Here is a 21185-nt window from a genome sequence, read left to right as displayed (position 1 = left end):
CTCTCACCCTCCCACGGCAGTGATGCAGAACACAGCCCTGTCATGCCGGATCGGGCCAGGCGGTGCTGTACCCTCGACGACTCGGCTCGGTAGTCAAACTTGAGGAATACGCCATCGCTGCGCAGACGGTCCCCCCGGCAACCCCCTCCGAGATCTTCGAACTGACCCATTGCTGTGCCGTGTTCGTGCCCGGCGATCCGGCACGCACCGGCAGGATCGCCTTCTGGCACCCCGACACCGACACCGCTCCCCTCGTCGCGGCGGGGTCGGCCGAGCACCTGACCGTGGTCGTACCCGGCGACGACGGCGTCGAGCGCGTGAGCGTCCCGGCCGCACTGCTGCCCGTGCGCGCAGCGCTGCCGCTCCTGATCCGCGCGCGTGCCTCCGCGGAAGCTCATCGAGCGGGCGCCTTCTGGGGCTCGGCGGCGGTGCTGGCGCTGCAACTCGTCGCACGGGGACTGCTGTTGCCCGGCCTGTCACCGGCGGACCACGACGCCTGGCGCATGGGCCCCCTCGGCGCCGGGGACATCGAGCGCGTGCGTCGGCTCGCCGCGGCGATGCCGCCCGAGGCGCACGCCGTACCGCTCACGGACGCCGGGGCGCTGCGGCTGCCCGACCCCGAGCAACTCCTGCGCGCCTTCCTGGACGCCGTCGCCGACACCCTCCCGCGCACATCGGCGGCCCCTCTGGTGACCGGCGGCCCCGCCTACGCCGCGCCGGAGCCGCAGCATCTGCCCGGACATCGCGCATGGGCGGCCGACGTCGCCGCCGGTCATGACGCCGGGGTCCGGCTGTCCCTGCGGATCGAGGTCCCCGGCCTGGCCGACGTCACCGCGCAGGACGCGGCGCCCGTCCTCCGCGCGGTACTTCAGGTGCACAGCGTGAGCGATCAGGCGCTCGTCTCCGACGCCGCTCAGGTCTGGGCCGGGGCCTCCGCCTTCGGTCCCCGCGCGAGGATGGACGCCCTGCTGGCACTGCGCCGCGCGGCACGCGCGTGGCCGCCGCTCGCCCCTCTGCTGTCGGCCACCGCGCCGGACGCCGTCGAACTGGCCGACGAGGAGGTCACCGAGCTGCTCTCCACCGGCGCCCGGGCCCTGGCCGGGGCAGGCGTCGAGGTGCACTGGCCCAGGGAGCTGGCCCGCGACCTCACCGCCCGCGCGGTGGTCGGGCCGCCCGACGACGAGCAGGGTCCCGCCGACCTCGCCTCCGACACGCCGTCGTTCCTGTCCGCCGACGCGCTGCTCTCCTTCGACTGGCGGTTCGCGCTGGGCGAGCAGCAACTCACCCGCGAGGACCTGGACCGCCTGGCCGAGGCGAACCGGCCCCTCGTACGGCTGCGCGACCAGTGGGTCCTGATCGATCCCGAGGAGGTGCGCCGGGCTCACGGGCAGCAGGACCGCAAACTGACGCCCGTCGACGCGCTCAGCGCCGCCCTGACGGGCTCGACCGAGGTCGACGGCCGCCGGGTCGAGGTACGGCCCACGGGGTGGCTGGCGGCCCTGCGGGAGCGCCTTGCCGACCCCGAGACACAGGAACCGGTCCCGCAGCCCGCCGCGCTCGCCGCCACCCTGCGCGACTACCAGCGGCGAGGCCTGAACTGGCTGGCCCGCATGACCTCGCTCGGCCTGGGCTGCTGCCTCGCCGACGACATGGGGCTCGGCAAGACCATCACGCTGATCGCGCTGCATCTGCACCGGCAGACCGACGACTCCTCGGCCGGTCCCACGCTGGTGGTGTGCCCGACGTCGTTGATGGGCAACTGGCAGCGCGAGATCGAGAAGTTCGCCCCCGGCACGCCCGTGCGCCGCTTCCACGGCTCCCGGCGCGACCTGGAGGGCCTCGCCGACGGGGAGTTCGTGCTCACCACCTACGGCACGATGCGCCTGGACGCGCGTCGGCTCGGCGAGGTGCGGTGGGGCATGGTGGTGGCGGACGAGGCCCAGCATGTGAAGAACCCCTATTCGGCGACCGCGCGGGAGCTGCGCTCCATCGGCGCACGCGCGCGTGTGGCGCTGACCGGCACCCCGGTGGAGAACAACCTCTCGGAGCTGTGGGCGATCCTCGACTGGACGACTCCCGGGCTGCTCGGCCGGCTCGTCACCTTCCGCACGCGGTACGCGCAGTCCATCGAGGGCGGTCAGGACCCGGCCGCCGCCGAACGGCTCGCCCGGCTGGTCCGTCCGTTCCTGCTGCGCCGCCGCAAGTCGGATCCGGGCATCGCACCCGAGCTGCCGCCGAAGACCGAGACCGACCGCGCGGTGTCGCTGTCCAAGGAGCAGGCGGGGCTGTACGAGGCGGTGGTGCGCGAGACGCTCGCGGAGATCGCCGGGGCCGACAGCATGGCGCGGCGCGGGCTGATCGTGAAGCTGTTGACGGGCCTGAAGCAGATCTGCAACCACCCGGCGCAGTACCTCAAGGAGGAGCGGCCGAGGATCGCCGGGCGCTCCGGGAAGCTGGAGCTGCTGGACGAGTTGCTGGACACGATCCTCTCCGAGGGGGCCGGAGTTCTGGTCTTCACCCAGTACGTGCGCATGGGGCGCCTCGTCGAACGCCATCTGGCGGCCCGTGGGATCAACTCGCAGTTCCTGCACGGCGGTACGCCGATCGCCGAGCGGGAGCGGCTGGTGCGCCGGTTCCAGGACGGTGAAGTGCCCGTCTTCCTGCTGTCGTTGAAGGCGGCGGGCACGGGCCTGAACCTCACGCGGGCCGAGCATGTCGTGCACTACGACCGCTGGTGGAACCCGGCCGTGGAGGCACAGGCCACGGACCGCGCGTACCGGATCGGTCAGACGCGACCCGTTCAGGTGCACCGGCTGATCGCCGAGGGAACCATCGAGGACCGTATCGCGGACATGTTGAGCCGCAAGAAGGAGCTGGCCGACGCGGTGCTCGGCTCCGGTGAGGCGGCGCTGACGGAGCTGACGGACGCGGAACTGGCCGATCTGGTGGAGCTGCGAGGGGGCGCGCGATGAGTCGCTACGACGGTGACGAGGACCTGGAGCGCACGTTCGCGGCGCTGCCTCCCGCGCACGGGAGGGGCTTCGCTCAGACGTGGTGGGGCCAGGCCTGGCTGAAGGCGCTGGAGGACACGGCGCTGGACTCCGGACAGCTCAAGGCGGGCCGCAGGCTCGCCCGCGCGGGAGCCGTGGGCGCGGTGTCGGTGCGCCCGGGGCGCATCACGGCCGTGGTCCAGGACCGCGACCGTACCCACCACCGCGCGGACGTCCTGCTGGAGGAGCTGTCCGGGGAGCAGTGGGACCGGTTCCTGGACATGGCCGTCGAACGGGCCGGGCATGTGGCGGCGCTGCTGGACCGTGACATGCCGCCGCATCTGGTCGAGGACGCGGCGGACACCGGCGTCGACCTGCTGCCGGGGTTGGGCGACCTGGAACCCGAGTGCGACTGCGGGGCGTGGGACCACTGCGCGCACACGGCAGCCCTGTGCTACCAGGTGGCGCGGCTGCTGGACCAGGACCCCTTCGTGCTGCTGCTGATGCGCGGACGGGCCGAACGCGCCCTGCTGGACGCCCTCCAGGCCCGCAGCACCGCGCCCGCCCAGGCCGCCGAGACCGTTCCCGAACCCGAGGGCGTGGACGCAGCGGAGGCGTTCGCGGCCGGGGACATCCTGCCGCCGCTGCCGGACCTCCCCGAACTCCCCGAGGAGCCCGGGGAACCGCCCTCCCCCGACACCGAGACCCCTCCCCCGCCCGGCACCGATCCCGACGCCCTGGAGTACCTCGCCGCCCGCACGGCCGCCGAGGCACACCGCCTGCTCGTCGACGCGCTACGCGCGGGCCCGCAAGATCCCCTGCCAGAACTGGACTTGCCGCTCGCCCAGGACGCGGTGCGGCTCGCTTTCGGCGCTCCCGTCCCTACCGTGGCGGAGCGCCTCGCCGACGGATCGGGGCGCACCCGGGAGCAGTTGGCCCTGGCGGTCCGGGCGTGGGAGTTCGGCGGGGCGCCCGGGACGGCCGTACTGGAGGAGGAGTGGGCCGTGGACGGGGAAGCGCTCGTACGCGCGCGTGCGGCCCTGGAGGCGGCCTGGGACGAGGAGGAGCGGCCGCAGCTGAGGGCGAAGGGCAACCGGTGGACGGCCGTGGGCACTTCCGGGCAGGTACGGCTGGGACGGGACGGCCGCTGGTGGCCGTACCGGAAGGAGCGGGGCCGCTGGGTGCCGGTCGGCGGCCCGGCGCAGGACCCGGCCACGGCACTGGCCTCGGCGGAGGCCGGGCCCGAGCGGTGATCCCAAGGGCGGGTCGGTGACAGCAGGCTGACGTCCGTGCGGAACGTACGGCCCGGACGTGCTCGCTGTCACCGACGCCGGCCTGACCTCCGGCTGGACGAGCGGCCGACGTCCCGTGTTCATGTGCTCGTCTCACGGCGTTCCGCGCGGGGACCAAATCTGGCCGCTGTCACCGAACTTGGTCCTCAGGAGGCCCTGATGTCCCCGCACGCCACTGGCCGGCGCCGCGTCCACCGTTCCGTCGCGGCGGGCGTACCCCTCGCCGTCCTGGCCCTCCTCGCGGCCACCGGCCCCGCCGCGGGCACCCCGTCCGACGACGCCCACGTCATCGGCACCGCCACCCTCGGCGACATACCCCTGGCCACGTTCAGCAACGCGCTGCTGCCCGGCACGGTGGCCGACGACCGGGGTGTCGACCTGGGCGGCATCGGCAGCGACATCTACCCGACCGGCCGCAAGGGCGAGTACTGGACCGTCACCGACCGCGGCCCCAACGGCCAGATCAAGGTCGACGGCAAGAAGCGCCGCACCTTCCCGGTGCCCGGCTTCGACCCGGCGATCGTCAAGATCCGCGTCTCCGGGGACACCGTGCGGGTGATCGAGGCGATTCCGATCACCACATCCTCCGGCAAGCCCGTCACCGGGCTGCCCAACCAGGCGAGCCGCGACGAGGCGCCGTACAACTACGACGCGAGCACCCCGGGGTCGTACAACCCCAACGGTCTGGACACCGAGGGCATAGTGCGGGCCAAGGACGGCAGCTTCTGGCTGGTGGACGAGTACGGGCCCTCGCTCGTGCACGTCTCCGCGCGCGGGAAGGTGCTCACGCGGTACGTGCCCGAAGGGCTGAACCTCACCGGTGCCGACTACCCGGTGGTCGAGGCCCTGCCCTCGGTCTTGCTGCACCGCAAGACCAACCGCGGTTTCGAGGGGCTCGCCCAACTGCCCTGCGGTGACCTGGTGATGGCCGTGCAGAGCCCGCTCTCGCTGCCGGACGGGGATGCCGGGGAGGCCTCGCGCACGACCCGTCTGCTGCGCTTCTCTCCGAAGAAGAAGGCGGTCACCGCCGAGTACGCCTACCGCTTCGACGCGGTGAACGTGGTGGACCCGAGCGAGGACGACACCTCCGAGCTCAAGATCTCCTCGCTGGTCGCCGTCGGCGGCAACCGTCTGCTGGTGCAGGAGCGCACCGACAAGGCCGCCCGGCTGCACCTGGTGCGGCTGGACAAGGACGCGAACATCCTCGGTGACGCCTGGGACGACGACACGACGTCCCCGTCGCTGGAGCAGCTCGACGATCCGGCCGCCGCGGGCGTGCCCGTCCTCGCCAAGAAGCTGGTCGTCGACCTCGGCACCGTCGACGGGGTGCCCGGCAAGATCGAGGGCGTCGCGCTCGTGAACCACGACACGCTGGCCCTGATCAACGACAACGACTTCGGTATGACCGACGGGACGGGCGCGTTCGACGCGCAGGGCCGACTGGTCGACAGCGGCATCGAGACGACGGTGACCTACATCCGTCTGCCACGCGGCATCTGACGGCTGACGGACATCCACGCGTGCGTGGCCGTGCACAGCGGCCACGCACGCGTGCGTCGGCTCAGGGCAGATCCACCTCGTCGAGGTCCGGCAGCAGCGACTCGATCTCACTGGGCAGGTCGCTGGGCAGCTCGCTGGGCAGCCCGGACGGCAGCAGCGATTCGATGTCGCTGGGCAGTTCGCTGGGCAGCTCGCTCGGCAGTCTGCTGGGCAGCTCGGAGGGAAGGCTGAGGGACGGCCGCGGCGACGGGCTCGCGCTGCTCTCGGCGGGCGACTTGTCCCCCGGTGAGTCGTCGCTCCCCGAACCCAGCAGCACCACCAGGGCGACGGCCGCGCCCGCGACGATCACCGCGAGCAGGGCGAGGAGCGGGCCGCGCCGCCGCCTCGGGCCATCGGGCGGCGGCCCGTCGTAGGAGGACGATCCGTCGTAGGGCGGCGGCCCGAAGCCGTCGGTCGGCGGTCCGTAGCCGCCCGGGGGCGGCGTGCCACCCGGCGGACCGGGCGGCTGGGGCGGTACGGGCGGGATGGCCATACCGCCCAGCGTCACCTCCAGGCGGTGAACACGCGACCCACTCGCGGAAGTTGGTACCGGCCCATGCCATGGACCGCACGATTCCGGTGCATTCCACGAGCCGCGGCGCCCCGCGCGGCACCTTCACGCGAAAACGGCGCCCCACGCGGGACGCACCCTCAAGGCGACACCCCACGCGCGGCGCCGTACGCGCGCGTGACCGCTCAGCCACGCGCTCCCAGCAGGTGATCCATGGCCAGCTGGTCGAGCTGCTCGAAGGCCATCCCGCGCGCGGCGGCCGCATCGGCGTCGAAGTCCTCGAAGGCGGTGCGGTCGGCGAGCAGTGCCTGAAGGCCGTCGGCGGCGGTGCGCTGCGCCAGCTCGTCCAGGCGCGAAGCCCGCAGCGCCTCCTGGACCTCCGGGTCCGCGCGGAAGGCGGCCGCGCGCTCCTTGAGGATCAGGTAGTTGCGCATGCAGCCCGCGGCCGACGCCCACACGCCGTCCAGGTCCTCGGTCCGCGGCGGCTTGAAGTCGAAGTGCTTCGGGCCGGCGTACCCGGCGCTCTCCAGCAGGTCGACGAGCCAGAACGCGGCGCGCAGGTCGCCCGCGCCGAAGCGCAGGTCCTGGTCGTACTTGATGCCGGACTGGCCATTGAGGTCGATGTGGAAGAGCTTGTCCGCCCACAGGGCCTGGGCGATGCCGTGCGGGAAGTTCAGCCCGGCCATCTGCTCGTGGCCGACCTCGGGGTTGACGCCGTACAGCTCGGGGCGCTCCAGGCGCTCGATGAAGGCCAGCGCGTGGCCGACCGTGGGCAGCAGGATGTCGCCGCGCGGCTCGTTCGGCTTGGGCTCGATGGCGAAGCGCAGGTCGTAGCCCTGGGCGGTGACGTACTCGCCGAGCAGGTCGAAGGCCTCCTTCATGCGGTCCAGCGCGACGCGCACGTCCTTGGCGGCGCCGGACTCGGCGCCCTCGCGGCCGCCCCAGGCGACGTAGGTCTTCGCGCCCAGCTCCACCGCCAGGTCGATGTTGCGGATGGTCTTGCGCAGGGCGTACCGGCGCACGTCACGGTCGTTCGCGGTGAACGCGCCGTCCTTGAAGACGGGGTGCGCGAAGAGGTTGGTGGTGGCCATCGGCACGGTCATGCCGGTGGCGTCCAGGGCCTGGCGGAAGCGCTTGATGTGCGCCTCGCGCTCGGTGTCCGAGGATCCGAAGGGGATCAGGTCGTCGTCGTGGAACGTGACGCCGTAGGCGCCGAGCTCGGCCAGGCGCTGCACCGTCTCGACCGGGTCGAGGGCGCGACGGGTGGCGTCGCCGAAGGGGTCCCGTCCCTGCCAGCCGACGGTCCACAGGCCGAAGGTGAACCTGTCCTCGGGGGTGGGCTGGTAGTTCATGCCGCGGCTCCTTGCCTGCTGCGAGTTGCTTGCTGCCGACTATTTCGTCATGGCGATTTACAAATTAGTATGCCGGGGCATCTCTGGGAAGAGAACAGTTGCCCCCGACAGGGCACGAGCCGCACAGCCGCACAACACGAGCCGCACAGCCGCACAGCCGCACAAGAGGAGAGCCCCGATGTCAGCAGCCGAAGGACCGCTCGTCGTCGGCGTGGACACGTCCACCCAGTCCACCAAGGCCCTCGTCGTCGACGCGTCCACCGGGCAGGTCGTCGCGAGCGGCCAGGCCCCGCACACGGTCTCCTCCGGGGCGGGCCGCGAGTCCGACCCGCGCCAGTGGTGGAACGCCCTGTGCGAGGCCCTGCGCCAGTGCGGCGACGCCGCTCACGAGGCCGCCGCCGTGTCGATCGGCGGCCAGCAGCACGGCCTGGTCACGCTGGACGAACGGGGCGAACCGGTCCGCCCGGCGATGCTCTGGAACGACGTCCGCTCCGCGCCCCAGGCCCGGCGCCTGATCGAGGAGCTGGGCGGCCCGAAGGGCTGGGCGGAGCGCACCGGAAGCGTCCCCGGCGCCTCCTTCACGGTGACGAAATGGGCCTGGCTGGCCGAGCACGAGCCGGACGCCGTCCGCGCGACCAAGGCGGTCCGGCTCCCGCACGACTACCTCACCGAGCGCCTCACCGGCCAGGGCACCACCGACCGCGGCGACGCCTCCGGCACCGGCTGGTGGGCGTCCGGGACGGAGTCGTACGACGAGGAGACCCTCGCGCATGTCGGCCTCGACCCCGCGCTGCTCCCGCGCGTGGTGCGCCCCGGCGAGGTGGCCGGCACCGTGCGCGAGCACCACGGCCTGCCGTTCTCCAAGGGCACCCTGGTCGCCCCCGGCACCGGCGACAACGCCGCCGCCGCGCTCGGCCTCGGCCTGCGCCCCGGCACCCCGGTGCTCAGCCTCGGCACCTCCGGGACGGTGTACGCCGTGTCCAGGCACCGCCCGGCCGACCCGTCCGGCACGGTCGCGGGGTTCGCCGACGCGCACGGCGACTGGCTGCCGCTGGCCTGCACCCTGAACTGCACGCTCGCCGTCGACCGGGTGGCGGCACTGCTGGGCCTCGACCGCGAGGCGGTGGAGCCGACCGCCGACGTCACGCTGCTGCCGTACCTGGACGGCGAGCGCACCCCGAACCTGCCGAACGCCTCCGGGCTGCTGCTGGGTCTGCGTCACGACACGACCGCAGGTCAGCTCCTCCAGGCCGCCTACGACGGTGCCGTGCACTCCCTGCTGGGCGCGCTGGACCTGGTCCTCGACGCGGACGCGGACCGCTCGGCCCCGCTGCTGCTGATCGGCGGCGGCGCGCGCGGCACGGCCTGGCAGCAGACCGTACGCAGGCTGTCGGGCCGTCCCGTGCAGGTGCCCGAGGCCAAGGAACTGGTGGCGCTCGGCGCGGCGGCGCAGGCTGCGGGCCTGCTGACCGGCGAGGATCCGGCCGCGGTCGCCCGCCGCTGGAACACCGCGGCGGGCCCGGTGCTGGACGCCGTGGAGCGGGACGAGGCGACCCTCGCCCGGATCGCCGGGGTACTCTCCGACGCGGCCCCGCTGCTGGAGCGGGGGTCGCAGGACCGGTGACGGGACACGGCGACCGTACGCTCACCGAACGAGGACTGACGGAGGCATGACCGCACCGCTGCACGAGCCCCACCCGGCCGGTCCCGGACGCGCGCTGCCCGACACCCAGCAGGGCATGCGCCGCCGCAATCTGGCCCGGGTGATGCACACCGTCAGCGCGGAGGGCCCCCTCTCCCGTGCAGCCGTCGCCTCCCGGATCGGCCTGACGCGTGCCGCGGTCTCGACCCTCGTGGACGAGCTGATCCGCTCGGGCCTGATCGAGGAACTCGGCCCGGAGCGGCCCGGCCGGGTGGGCAGGCCGGGCTCCGCGCTCGCCGTGAGCGCGCACGGCCCGGCCGGGATCGGCGCGGAGATCGGTGTCGACCACCTCGCGGTGTGCGCGGTCGATCTGCGCGGGGCGATACGCGCGCGGGCCGTGCGACACGGCGCGAACCGGGGGCGTTCGGCCGAACCGGTGATCCGTGAACTGACCGAACTGGTGCACCGCGTTGTCGCGGAGGCGGCGGCCGAGGGACTGCGGCCCGCGGGGCTCGCGGTGGCCGTGCCCGGTCTGGTCGCGCGTGACGGCCGTACCGTCGTCCGCGCGCCCAACCTCGAATGGCACGACATCGACCTCGGGGCACTGCTGCCCGGCGACTTCCCGCTCACCGTGGACAACGAGGCGAACTTCGGCGCCCTCGCCGAACTCTGGCTCGGCGAGGGCACACCACGCGACTTCCTGCATGTGTCGGCGGAGATCGGCATCGGCGCGGCCGTCGTCGTGGACGGCCAACTGCTGCGCGGGACCCGGGGATTCGCCGGCGAACTGGGACATGTGCCGGTCCGCCCGGAGGGGCCCGCGTGCCCGTGCGGGGGACGCGGCTGTCTGGAGCAGTACGCCGGTGAGGAGGCGGTGCTCAGGGCGGCGGGTCTTGAGCCGGGCGAGGACCGCGTCGGCCTGCTCGCGGGACGCGCGACTGCGGGGGACGCGTCGGTACGCGGCGCTCTGCACGACGCCGGCGCCGCACTCGGAGTCGCGCTGACCGGAGCGGTCAATCTGCTGGACCCGGAGAGCGTGGTCCTCGGCGGCGCGCTGGCGGGGCTCGCGCCTTGGTTGTTGCCTTCCTTGGAGGCCGAGTTGGCGGGGCGTACGGCCGGTGCGGCGTGTCCGGTGTCCGTGTCGGGGCTCGGTCCCGAGGGGCCGCTGCTGGGGGCCGCGCACTGGGTGGTGCGGGGTGTGCTGGACGATCCGGCCGGGGTGGCCGGGAGAGGCTGAGCACTCCATGCCCAGTTCTGCGAACAAAGGCTGATCTTTACACTTCTGACCAGCTTTCACATAGCCTTTCCTGACTCACACCATCCGGCCATTTTCCTCTGCGTGTCCCCTTTCAGGGCAGTCGCGGTATCCGTACCTTGAGCGGCATGGCTGAGCGGACACCCGAGTCCCGCCATCATGCCGACGAGCCGGCGGCCCCGCTGGACGAGGCCTGTGCGCGGTTGCTGAAGCTCGTGCGGAGTCGGTGCCCCGGGCTGTTGCCCGACGATCCGCTGCGGCCGGGGGAAACGGCCGAGCCCGTTCTCACGGACCCGAAGCGGGCCGCCACGCTGATCAACCTTGCCGCGCGACAGGCCGCGGTCCTTCGCGCGGACGGGCGTCCGACGCCGGAACCGGAGGAGCTGCCGCACGCCGTGCTGTGGCGCGAGGGCGCCGATGCCCTGCTCGTCGAAGTCGGCTCCGTCGCCACGCGGTTCGCCACCGGTCTGGTCACCGTCCTGGTGCCGGTGCGCTGCGATCAGGTCCCGCACGGGCGGGCCGTTGTCGAGGTGGAGTTCGTGGTCGGCTCGGCGCGGCGGCCCACGGGTCTGCTCGCCGCGACCTCCGAACCGCGCGGGCCTGCCGTGGTGATCCGCCGCTGGGGCGACGCGCTGGCGGCGCTCGCGTGGCGGGCCGTGCTGGACACCGTCGGCGCTCTGGCCGCCGCCACCGGCCGGGACACCGACGGGACCGCCCTCGTCCCGGCCGCGCTGACCGCCGACCGGGAGGGCCTGTCGGTGCAGGCTCAGGCGCGCCACCCGGTGGACCGGGTCCGGCAAGGGCAGGTCGCCTTCGCCCCGGCGCCCGGCCCGGTCCGCCCATGAGTCTCGATCTCGGCGACCTCGCCGTCCTCGCCAAGGCCCTCGGACTGCTCCGCGCCGACGGACAGCCGGAGCCGTCCTGGTTCGCCGATCCCGGCCGCCATCTCTCCCGGCTGCTGGCCAACCCCGTGCAGCGCGGGGCCCTCGTCGAGTTCGTCGACGAACTGCTCGGCGGGCCCGACGCTACGACCGACGACGGCGGTCGCGCCTGGCTGCCGCTGGTCGACGTGGAGGACGGCACCTTCCAGCTCTTCGCCACGCTCCAGGAGACCCGGGACGGCGCAGCGGTACGGGTCGGCGCCGGTGTCCGGGTAGGGGTGTCCTCCGGGGGCGTCGACTGCCGGATCGAGGCCCACGCACCCCTCTTCCTCGCCGCCGGCACCGCCCCGGTCGCCGACCCGGTCCTGATCGGCAGCGCCGACGCGCCGGTCGAGATCTCGCTGCGCGTGGGGCTGCCCGGTGGCACCGCGCCCGGAGGCGTCGAGCTGACCTCGGCCGTACTCGCCGCCCGGGTGCCGACAAGCGCCGGCGAACCGGCCTCCGTACGGCTCGCACTCGGCGGACTGCGCCTGCCCGGCGCCGGGGCGCCACGCGACCTCGTCGTCGACGTCGACAACCTCGACGACCTCGACGACGCCCTGCTGGAACTGGTCCTGGGGCTGGTGAGGGCCCAAGTCGCCACGCTGCCCGCCGGTTCGCCGCTGCGCGGACTCGCGACCGTGCTCGGCCTCACCACCGGCCCCGTTCCCGACTTCCCCGTCGCCCGGCTGGCCACAGCGGGACCGGCCGCGCTGGCCGACTGGTTCGCCGAGGCCGTCACCGGACCGGCCCAGGCCGCGTGGGCCGCGGGACTGGCCGAACTGCTCGGCGGCACGGTGGTCCCGGGAACCGGCGGCGCCGGCGTGGAGCTGACCGTGGCCGGTACGGCCGTGCGCCTCGACGTCCTGGTCGGCCCCGGCCCCTCCGGCCGGCCCGTGGTCGTGCCGCGGCTGTCCGCGGGCGTGGCCGGCGGACCCGACACCCGGCTCTCCCTCTCCTGCGATCTCCTCACCCTCGACCTGGGCAGCGGAACCGCCGTGGCCCTGCCACGGCTGGCGCTGACCGGACAGCTGGCCCCGCCTGCCGGAGTGCTGCCGCCCGTCACCGGGCCGAACGGCATGCGGATCGCCGTCGGAGCGCTGCGGGTCGGCGTCGCGCTCGACGCCGGGCGCCGTCCCGTCCTCGTCGTCGAGGCCGAGAACGCCGACATCGGCACCACCCACTACGACCGCCTCGACCTCTCCACCCCCGACGCGATCGCCGCCGTGGCGGGCCAGGCCGTCCGCGATGCCGCCGCCGCACTGCTGACCGGGCTGGGCGCGGCGGGGGACGCGGTGTCCGTGCTGATCGGACTCTCCGCCCCGGCCTCCGCCGCCGGCGTCCCCCTCGTGGACGCGGCAGAGCTGCTGCGCGATCCTGTCGGCGCCGTGCGGCAGCGGTGGCGCGGGCTCCTCGCCACCCACGCGGCCGATGTGCCGACCGTCCTCGAGGCCGCCCGCGACGCACTCGCCGATGCCCGGGTCCGCACCGACGCCGTCACCGGCAGTGGAACGGACGCCGCACCGTGGCGGGTTCCGCTGGCACCCGGCGTCGCCGTCCTCGTCACCGCCGACGCTGCGCGGCTCACCTTGGGTATCGAGGCGGCCGTGCGCGTCAACGACGTCGGCGGGAGCGGCGCCGACGCGGCCCTGGGTCTTCTCGCCTCCGTCGTGACGTTCTCCCTCGACGACGCGGCCGCCGCCTTCCTGCCGGGGCTGCGGCTCTCCCTCGGCCTGTCCGGTCCGGGTGGGGCACCGCTGCGCTGGGGCACCGGGGGTCTGGTCGTGACCGCCCCGGTGCTGGGCGCCGAACTCACCTGGTCGCCGGAGTCGAGGGCTCGCGTCCTGCCGGTGCTCGCCGGAGCCCGTCTGCTCCTGCCCGACGGACAGGAGGTGCGGATCCCGCAGTTCGCCCTCGATGCGGCCGGCCGGCTCGACCTCGACGCGGCCGGGTGGGCGGCGGCGGAGCGGATCGTCGGCGTACTCGCCGAGCAGACAGCGGCCCGCACCGGCGAGGCCTGGCCCGCCCTGCTCGCCGTACTGCTCGGTTGGGCACCGGGGACGCCCGTGCCGACCGGCTCCGCCCACGGGAACGGCCTGCTGCCGCTCGCGGACCTCGTCGCCGATCCCGCCGCCGCTCTGGGTGCCTTCGCCACCGCACTGGTCAGGGACGAGGAGACGCTCCGGCCGCTGCTCGTCCTCCTCGCCGAGGCCCTCGCGCACGGCGCGCCGAGCGGTCGAGGGATCGAGTCCCGGCCCTGGCTGGTCCCGCTGGTACGCGCCCTCGGGACGCCGGACCCGGCGCGGCAACTCCCTGCGCTCTCCGTCAGCCTGGGCAAGGCGGTGATCGAGCCGCCGAGCCTGGTGACACCCGCGCTACGGGCCTGGCTGCCCGGCGATGACGGGCTCGGCACGGCCGAGCTGATCGCCGAACTCGCCCGGGAGACCGAGCTCGACGACCTGCTCGCCGATCTGCTCGCCGCCCGCGGCGACCTGGTGGCCGGCGCCGAGGACCTGATGGACCGGTGGTGCGGGACCGACGGTCTGGTGGCCCTTCCCGACGGTGCCGCCCCGACCGGAGTGACCGTCCACCGGCCCGCCGACCTCCCGCACGGGACACCGCTGGCCGGACCGGAGCTGGGCGAGGTGCTGGACCAGCTGTGGCAGGAGCACCTCGGGGGCGCCCCAGGGACAGTCGTCCTCGTAGCGATCGGCGGCCGGGACCGGGGTGGCGCACCCGACGTCCTGACCGGGCCGGCCATCGCCGGTCTGCCCTCCGAGCGCGTCATCGACCTCACCGCCCCCGCGCTGCCCCCGGAGGCCTTCGCCGGACCACCCGCCGGGGCCGCCCCGCAGCCGCTGTGGGCCGTGGCTCTCGGCACCCGGGCGGCCTGCCGTACGGCCACCGGAGCCGGCGGCCCGGACGACGGGGTGGCGGCGCAGGCCGGTCGCCTGCGCCGGGTGCTCGACCCACTCACCGGACCCGGCACCGACGTGGTCGTCGTGGCGCACGGCGGCGCCGGTCACGCGGCCCTGCGAGCGGTGGCGGGGCTCACCGGGGTGCGGGCCGTGGTGACCGTCGGCACTCCCTGGTCACCGGTGGCCCTCGACACACTGGACGCCGTGCCCGCAGGTGAGGCGCTGCGTCTGTTCGCCGCGCTGCTGCGGACCGCCGACGCTGCCGTCGCCGACCCCGCGGACACGGCCACCGACTCCGGCGAGGACGACGACGCCGACCTGGCGCTGGCCCGCGCGGCGGTCGCCGCGCTGCTCGACCGGGAGGCGTATCAGGACCCGTTGGCGGATCTGCGTCCGCCGGAGGGGCTGAGCGCACCTGCCGGAGTGTCCGTGCACGCGGTCGTCGGAGCTCTGTCCGCCCCCGCGCTGCGCCGCGCGCTCACCTCGGTGGTGGCCGCCTCCCTCGCGGCCCGGGCCCGGGCCCGCGACCGGGAGAGCGCCGGCCTGCCGGGGACCGCGGGCCCGCTGTACGCCGGGCTGTCGCTGCCGCTGGACCTGCCCGTGGGCCCCGGTGGACTCACCGCCGCCGTGCACGCCGGATTCGAACTCGCCGCGGTCGCGCGCGACGACACGGGCACCGCCGCACCCCCCACCGGCCCCGCCGTACGTGTCCGGCTGGAACTCGGCGCCGCGCACGGGTGGCTGGTCGGCGGTCCTGACCCGGGCCGCGCCTCGGGCGGGGCCCGGACCCTGGCCTGCCGACGACTGACCTGCGAAGTCCTGCTGCCCGTACGCTCCTGGACCACCCCTCTCGCCCCGACCGTGGCGCACATCCGGCTGGTCCTCCACGAGGCACACGCCTTCGGGATCACCCGCGACCGCTGGCTGGTCGAGCCGGGCGCGACCCACACAGCCGAGGGCGCGGCCACCCCGCTGCTCCCCGAAGTCCGCGCGCTGATCGCGGAGATCGCGGCCCGGATCACCGCCGAATCCGGCGCCCACCCGCCGATGGCCGCCCTGCGCGAGGCGCTGACCTCCCTGGGAGTTTTGGGGCCGCAGGGCGGGGCCGACGCCGTCACGCTGGAGCGGCTGCTGCTGGACCCCGCCTCCGTGGTGTCCGCCGCCCGCACCGACCCGGCACGCCGCGACCGGCTCGCCGCCGCGCTCCGGACGCTCGCCTCGGATCCCCGCGCAGATGCCGGCAGCACCGTCGACCTGCGGTTCGGCACGGCAGGGGAGTTCGCGGCCCGCCTCGACCTACGGACCCCCGCACTGTCCGTCACGGCGAAGGGCACTACGGGGCTGCCCTGGGCCGTGGGCGTCGCGGCCGGGCCGGCAGGCATCGGCGGCACGCTGCGGATCGGCGCCGACCCGGACACCTCCGCCACATCACCCGGCACCGCCCTGGTGATCCGGGGTGACGCCGCCGGGCTCACCGCCGCGCTCCACCGGCGCCTGCCCGGCGCGGCCGGGCCCGCGGTACGCACCACGCCCCTGTGGCCCGCGCCCACGGCCCCGCAACTGCTCGACGCGATCGGCGAGGTGCTGCCCGGACTGGCCCTCGGGGCGGTCCTGGAGGCGGCCCGCGAGTCCTTGGCCTCGCTCTCCGCGACCGGCGCCGAAGCGGTGGACGCCCTGCTCGATGCCTTGGGGCTGCTCGCCCCCGCTCCGGCGGCCCCGGCGGGCCCCGTCGCGGGACTCGCGCGTGCCCTGGGCCCGGTGCACGACCTGCTGGCCGACCCGGCGGGCTGGCTGCGCGCGTTGCCCGGCGGCCCGGGCCTGGCCGTTCCGGCGCTGATCGACGCCGTGGGCCGACTGTTCGGCGGGACCGGAGCCCCACGGGGCACCGTGCAACTCGCGGACGGCGTACGGCTCACGAGCAGTGGCGCGAACGGCCGGGTCGGCGTCTCCCTCGACCTGGACGCGAGCGCCTTCACCGCGTCGCCCGGCGGGCCGACGCTGCGGCTGACCGGCGGTGCGGGCCTGTCCCTCGCCGTCGCGGATCCGGCCGACGCCGCGCCGCTGCCGGACGTACGGATCGCCCTCGGGCTGAGCGGCGTCGGTGCGCTACGGCTACGGGTCGGCCCGGAAGCCGGCGGCGCCGGTGACGCCGTCGGAGTCACGCTCACTCTCTCCCCCGAGGGCCGCCCCGACATCGCGCTGCTGCCCCACGGACCCGGGCTGGGAGGCCTGGTGGACGCCGCGACCGCCGGTGCCGTCGCCGCGCTGCCCGCCCTGCTCGACGCGCTCGCGGCGCAGGACCCCGCCGCGGCCCCCGCCTCCGCCGCCGAGGCCGCGGGACGGTTCGTCACCCGGATCGGAGACGCGCTCGGTCTGCGCGTCGGCAGCCCACCCCGGTTCGACGCCGCCGCGCTGTCCGCCTTCGGCACCGACCCGGCCGCCGCGCTCGCCGCCCGCGGGGCCGCCCTCGCTGCCGACGGCCTCACCCTGATCGGCGAGGCGGTCACTCCGCTCCTCGGCGCGCTGCCGTCCCGTGCGGTGGGCGTGTCCGGTGGTGCTCTCGTCCTGGACGTGGGCCCGCTGACCCTGCGTTGGCGCCCGGGCACCGCCGCTGTGGAGGCGGCCGTGACGCTGACCGGTCTTCCCGGCGTCGAGCGGCTGACCGCCGAGGCCGCCGTGGACGCCACCGGACTCGCCCTGTTCGACCTGGAGCTCGGCCCGGCACCGCTGAGCGCCGGAATTCTCACCCTGACGCCCTTCGCTCGCGTCCGCACCGGATCCGCGTCCAGTACCGGACGACTGGTCGAGACCGGACTCGGCGTCGGCACCGACCAGCGGCTGGTGGCCCGTTGGGACCTGGACGCGGGCGCCTTCCGGCTGGTGGCGACCGGTCCCGGCGAGCTCCCGGAGTCGGTCGCGCCCGCAGATGTGGCGCGGGTCGCCGTCGGGGCGCTGCTCGACCTCGCCGGCGGTGTCGTGCTGGCCGTACCCGCCGTGCAGGCCGCGCTGTCCCGGCCCGTACTGGGCACTCAGGTGGACGCCGTGCTCGACGGCGTCCTCTTCCAAGCCGGGGACGCCACTCGGCTGGACCCCGCGCTGGCCGGGGAACTCGCCGACCCGCCGCGCCTGCTGGCGCGCCTGGGCGCCCTCGCCGGGCATCTCGCCGCGGCCCCCGGCGCGGCGCTGCCCATCGACGGCCGGCTCACCCTGCGCGCCCACGAGCGCCTCGACGGCACCACCCGGGTGCTGGGTCTGTCCCTCGCCGTCGACGGCCGTTGGGAACTCAACCCCGATGCCGACCTTGTCGTCAGCCTGGAGAACGACGCCCACTGGATCGCCGCGCCCGGCGGCCCGGTGCCCGCGGGACTCACCGTCGAGGTCCTGGCCCTGCCCGCCGTCGGCGACCCCGAGCCACGGCCCGGGCTCACCGTCGGCGGTCTCGGCGTGCGCCTCGCCCGTTCCGGCGGGCCGCTGCTGGACGCCGGCGTGACCATCGCCGACATCGGCCTCCACCTGTTCGCCGCGATCGCACCGCAGGGATCGTCCGTCTCCCTCGCCGGTGGCGTACGCCTGGAACTCGCCGGGCTCGGCGTGCCGCTGGCGGGCGCCACCGGCGGCGACAACCCCGTCGCCCAGGGGCTGATGTCCCAGGCGGGCACCGACGACGCCGCGCCCGCACCGCGGTTCAGTCCCGCCGTGTCCGTACAGCGCCACCAGGGCGGGCCGTTGCTCCTCAGCCTGACCGCCGGGCCGGGCTCGGGGCCCTGGTGGCTCACCGTGCAACGCCAGTACGGGCCCGTCTACCTGGAGCAGGTCGGGCTGGCCGTGGTCGGGGGGTCCACCGGCATCGAGAGCATCGGCGTCCTGATCGACGGCCGGGTGAGCCTGCTCGGTCTGTCCGCCGCGGTCGACGACCTCTCCCTCACCTACCTGGCGGCAGGCGGGGGTTCACCGTTCACCCCCGCCAACTGGCGTGTCGACCTGGCCGGTTTCGCGGTCGCGGCCGACGTGGGCGGGGTCACGCTCGCCGGGGGGCTCCGCCGCTTCACGCCCTCCGAGGGCGGTGTGGAGTACCTGGGCATGCTGACGGCCCGGATGGCGGTGTACGGGCTCTCCGTCTACGGCGGCTACGGGCTGGTCGGCCCGGAGGACGACCGTTACGCGTCGCTGTTCCTGTTCGGCGCGGTGAACGGGCCCATCGGCGGTCCCCCGGCCTTCTTCGTCACGGGCATCGGCGGCGGCTTCGGCATCAACCGGTCACTGTCGCTGCCCGCCGATCTCTCCGCCTTCGACAGCTTCCCGCTGATCAAGGCGCTGGACCCGTCGGCCCGTGCGGGCGAACCGTTCGAGGAACTCGCCCACGCCCGCTCCTACTTCGCCCCCGAGCGGGGCACGTTCTGGTTCGCCGCCGGACTCTCCTTCACGTCGTTCGCCCTCGTGGACGGCGTCGCCGTCGTCGCCCTTCAGGTCGGGAACGGGATCGAGCTGAGCCTGCTCGGACTCGCCCGGATGGCGCTGCCCCGCCCGCAGGCCGCGCTCGTCCATGTCGAGATGGCACTCGTGGCGCGGTTCTCCACGCGCGAGGGCGTGATCCTGGTCCAGGCCCAGCTGACCGACAACTCCTGGCTGCTGTCCGAGGACGTGCGGCTCACCGGAGGCTTCGCCTTCGCCTCCTGGCTGTCCGGCCCGAACCGCGGCCAGTTCGTCGTCACCATGGGCGGCTACCACCCGGACTTCCACCGTGACGGCTACCCGGTGGTGCCGCGCCTGGGGCTGGCCTGGCGCCTCGGCGACTCCGTCTCGGTGACCGGTGAGGCGTACTTCGCCCTGACGTCCGAGGCGGTGATGGCCGGCACCCGGGTCGAGGTGTCGGCCGAGCTCGGACCGGGCTGGGCGCACGCCGTGTTCGGCGCGGACGGCATCGTCTTCTTCGATCCGTTCTGGCTGAGCGTCACCGTGTACGCCTCCATCGACGCCGGGGTCACCATCGACCTGTGGTTCTGCGAGGTGACCATCTCGGTCCACCTCTCGGCCAAGGTCGAGGTGACCGGGCCGCCGTTCCGCGCGGTCGCCCGCTTCGAGGTCGGGCCGGTGGGACTCACCCTGGAGATCGGCGAATCCAACGACCGTCCCCGCCCGCTGGCCTGGGACGATTTCGTCGCCAAGTACCTGGAGCAGGCCGCGCCGGGAGTGGCCCGCGTGCTCGCGGTGGTGCCCGGTGCCGGAGCGGTGCCCCCCGCGGGGTCCTCCGGCAGCGCGGGCGCCAAGAGCCCGGACGGCACGGTGGACCGGCCCTTCCGGGTCGTCGCCGAGTTCGAGCTGACGGTGACGAGCACCGTGCCGCTGCGCCGCCTGGTGGCCGGCGGCCCCGCCCGGGACCTGCCCGCGGACCGTGTGGTGTCGGTGGCCCCGATGGCCCTGCCCGGCCCCGCCGATCCGGCCCTGACGCTGCGTCTGGTCGGTCCGCCGACGGGCGCTGTCGACCGGATCGGGCGGCTGACCGCCACCGCGCAGCGGCTCGGCGCCTTCCCCGTCGGCGCCTGGGGCGCGGCCCAGGACCTCTCCCGCCCCACCGTTCCGGAGGGCGAGGTGGTCAGCGCCACCGACCGCGTGCTGCTGCGCGCTTTCGCGCAGGTTCCCGCGGGCGGCCCGGCCATCGAGTACCGGCAGGTCGAGACGGGACCGCGACGACTCAATCCGCTGATCGTCGAGGACGACGACCGGCGCCTCCAGGTGCTCCGCGAGGTGGCCGACCTCGCCGCCCTCAAGCCTGTCGCCGCGGGGCCACAGGCCCGGCTGGACGCCGCGGCCGGCCTGCTCGCCGACCGCGGGCGGCGCAGCCCCGCCGATGTCGCCGCCTGGCGCGCGGACCGCGCCGCGGCCCCCCCTGCTCGGCTCCCTCGGCGAGGGTCTCGGCGGAGCGCCGCGCGAGGTCGCCGCCCCCGATACCGCCCCGCCGCCCGTCCCCGCACCCGTCGCGCCACGCCCTCCGGTCGTCCGTGCCCTGCTGAGCGCCCCCGAGGCACGGGCCGGTGGCTCGGTGCGCGCCCGGACCGGGGAGGGAGGCGGGACCCTGCCTGCCGGTACGTCCGTCTCGCCGCGCCTGCTGGAGGGGCTGAACGCGGTCGTCTCCGGGCCGCCTTCGACCGCGGACCTCGACTCCGGTCTTTCGGCCGCCGTACCGGCGAAGCTGCTGCGGCTGCCGGCCGCGGCCCGGGCCGCCGACACCACTGTGCTCGCGGCCCTCGCACCGCCCCTGACCGTCACTCCGGCGGCGGGCGCCGGGATCCTGGCGGGCCGCACCGGCGACCCTGCGGGCACCCGCAGGCTGGAGGCGTTCGCCGCGGAGCTGGCCGGGCAGGGCGACTCGCCCGGCGCCACGATCGCCGCGGGTGAGGTCGTCGTGCTCGAACTGCCCGACGCGGCGCGGGACTCCGACGCGCTGCGGCGCCCCGCGCTGGTGGTGCGTTCCGGCCGGGCCCGGGTCCTCGTGCTCGGCCCGGCCGGCGCGGTGACGGCCGACGTCGTGCTCGGCGCCGCGGAACCCGCGGACACCCTGCGCCTGCCGCCGGCCACGCGGGGCGCCGTCCTGATCGGTCTGCCCGACCGCCAGGACGACCGCGAGGAGGAGGACCGGATCGCCGGGTGGGTCACCTCGGTGCCGCTGCCGTCGGCGACCGACGGGGTGCTGGTGGCGGCCGGTGCGGTGGTGGATGCCGTGGGTCGGGTCCCGGAGCGCGGTGTGGCCCCGCTGCGTTCCGGGTGG

At 75.0% G+C, this 21185-nt stretch carries 9 protein-coding genes; 7 read left to right on the top strand and 2 right to left on the bottom strand.

Annotated elements, in window-relative coordinates; translation table 11 throughout:
• Positions 1 to 113: 113 nt before the first annotated feature.
• The 3 genes from BN159_RS36975 (at position 114) to BN159_RS36965 (ending at position 5782) form a co-directional block, all read left to right on the top strand.
• Positions 114 to 2972 (top strand): DEAD/DEAH box helicase, encoded by a 2859-nt coding sequence (locus BN159_RS36975; RefSeq protein ID WP_106435953.1) that lies wholly within the window; start codon positions 114 to 116, stop codon positions 2970 to 2972.
• Complete coding sequence (locus BN159_RS36970) at positions 2969 to 4243, top strand: hypothetical protein (protein WP_015662159.1); 1275 nt, start codon at positions 2969 to 2971, stop codon at positions 4241 to 4243. Before BN159_RS36975 ends, BN159_RS36970 begins: the two co-directional genes overlap by 4 nt.
• Before the next feature lie 198 nt (positions 4244 to 4441).
• Positions 4442 to 5782 carry an esterase-like activity of phytase family protein gene (locus BN159_RS36965; RefSeq protein ID WP_015662158.1) on the top strand — a complete coding sequence of 447 codons (1341 nt, stop codon included), beginning with the start codon at positions 4442 to 4444 and terminating at the stop codon, positions 5780 to 5782.
• Positions 5783 to 5843: 61 nt separating this feature from the next.
• Here BN159_RS36965 and BN159_RS47235 read toward each other — a convergent pair whose 3' ends face one another.
• On the bottom strand, positions 5844 to 6314 hold the full coding sequence (locus tag BN159_RS47235) for a hypothetical protein (RefSeq protein WP_015662157.1): 471 nt from the start codon (positions 6312 to 6314) through the stop codon (positions 5844 to 5846).
• Between the two features lie 203 nt (positions 6315 to 6517).
• Positions 6518 to 7684, bottom strand: coding sequence for a xylose isomerase (xylA, locus tag BN159_RS36955; RefSeq protein WP_015662156.1), 1167 nt, complete (start codon positions 7682 to 7684; stop codon positions 6518 to 6520).
• A 178-nt stretch (positions 7685 to 7862) separates the two neighbouring features.
• Here xylA and xylB point away from each other — a divergent pair, with 178 nt between their 5' ends.
• The 4 genes from xylB to BN159_RS36935 all read left to right on the top strand — a co-directional run bounded on the left by xylB (position 7863) and on the right by BN159_RS36935 (position 20815).
• Positions 7863 to 9308, top strand: a complete 1446-nt coding sequence (gene xylB, locus BN159_RS36950) for a xylulokinase (protein ID WP_015662155.1) — start codon at positions 7863 to 7865, stop codon at positions 9306 to 9308.
• Between the two features lie 46 nt (positions 9309 to 9354).
• Complete coding sequence (locus BN159_RS36945) at positions 9355 to 10563, top strand: ROK family transcriptional regulator (protein ID WP_015662154.1); 1209 nt, start codon at positions 9355 to 9357, stop codon at positions 10561 to 10563.
• Between the two features lie 146 nt (positions 10564 to 10709).
• Entirely contained in the window at positions 10710 to 11426 is a 717-nt protein-coding gene (locus tag BN159_RS36940) for a hypothetical protein (RefSeq protein WP_015662153.1), read from the top strand.
• Positions 11423 to 20815, top strand: a complete 9393-nt coding sequence (locus tag BN159_RS36935; RefSeq protein ID WP_015662152.1) for a DUF6603 domain-containing protein — start codon at positions 11423 to 11425, stop codon at positions 20813 to 20815. The genes BN159_RS36940 and BN159_RS36935 overlap by 4 nt, the downstream gene beginning before the upstream one ends.
• Positions 20816 to 21185 lie beyond the last annotated feature (370 nt).

It is taken from the genome of Streptomyces davaonensis JCM 4913 (assembly GCF_000349325.1).
Classification (GTDB): Bacteria; Actinomycetota; Actinomycetes; order Streptomycetales; family Streptomycetaceae; genus Streptomyces; species Streptomyces davaonensis.
The sequence above is the reverse complement of the archived record's forward strand: the minus strand, read 5'-3'. Positions and strand labels throughout refer to the sequence as shown.

Coding starts and splice junctions, on each gene's coding strand:
- BN159_RS47235 (WP_015662157.1), bottom strand. CDS start 6,314: ATGGCCATCCCGCCCGTACCGCCCCAGCCGCCCGGTCCGCCGGGTGGC.
- BN159_RS36935 (WP_015662152.1), top strand. CDS start 11,423: ATGAGTCTCGATCTCGGCGACCTCGCCGTCCTCGCCAAGGCCCTCGGA.
- BN159_RS36945 (WP_015662154.1), top strand. CDS start 9,355: ATGACCGCACCGCTGCACGAGCCCCACCCGGCCGGTCCCGGACGCGCG.
- BN159_RS36940 (WP_015662153.1), top strand. CDS start 10,710: ATGGCTGAGCGGACACCCGAGTCCCGCCATCATGCCGACGAGCCGGCG.
- BN159_RS36970 (WP_015662159.1), top strand. CDS start 2,969: ATGAGTCGCTACGACGGTGACGAGGACCTGGAGCGCACGTTCGCGGCG.
- BN159_RS36965 (WP_015662158.1), top strand. CDS start 4,442: ATGTCCCCGCACGCCACTGGCCGGCGCCGCGTCCACCGTTCCGTCGCG.
- xylA (WP_015662156.1), bottom strand. CDS start 7,684: ATGAACTACCAGCCCACCCCCGAGGACAGGTTCACCTTCGGCCTGTGG.
- xylB (WP_015662155.1), top strand. CDS start 7,863: ATGTCAGCAGCCGAAGGACCGCTCGTCGTCGGCGTGGACACGTCCACC.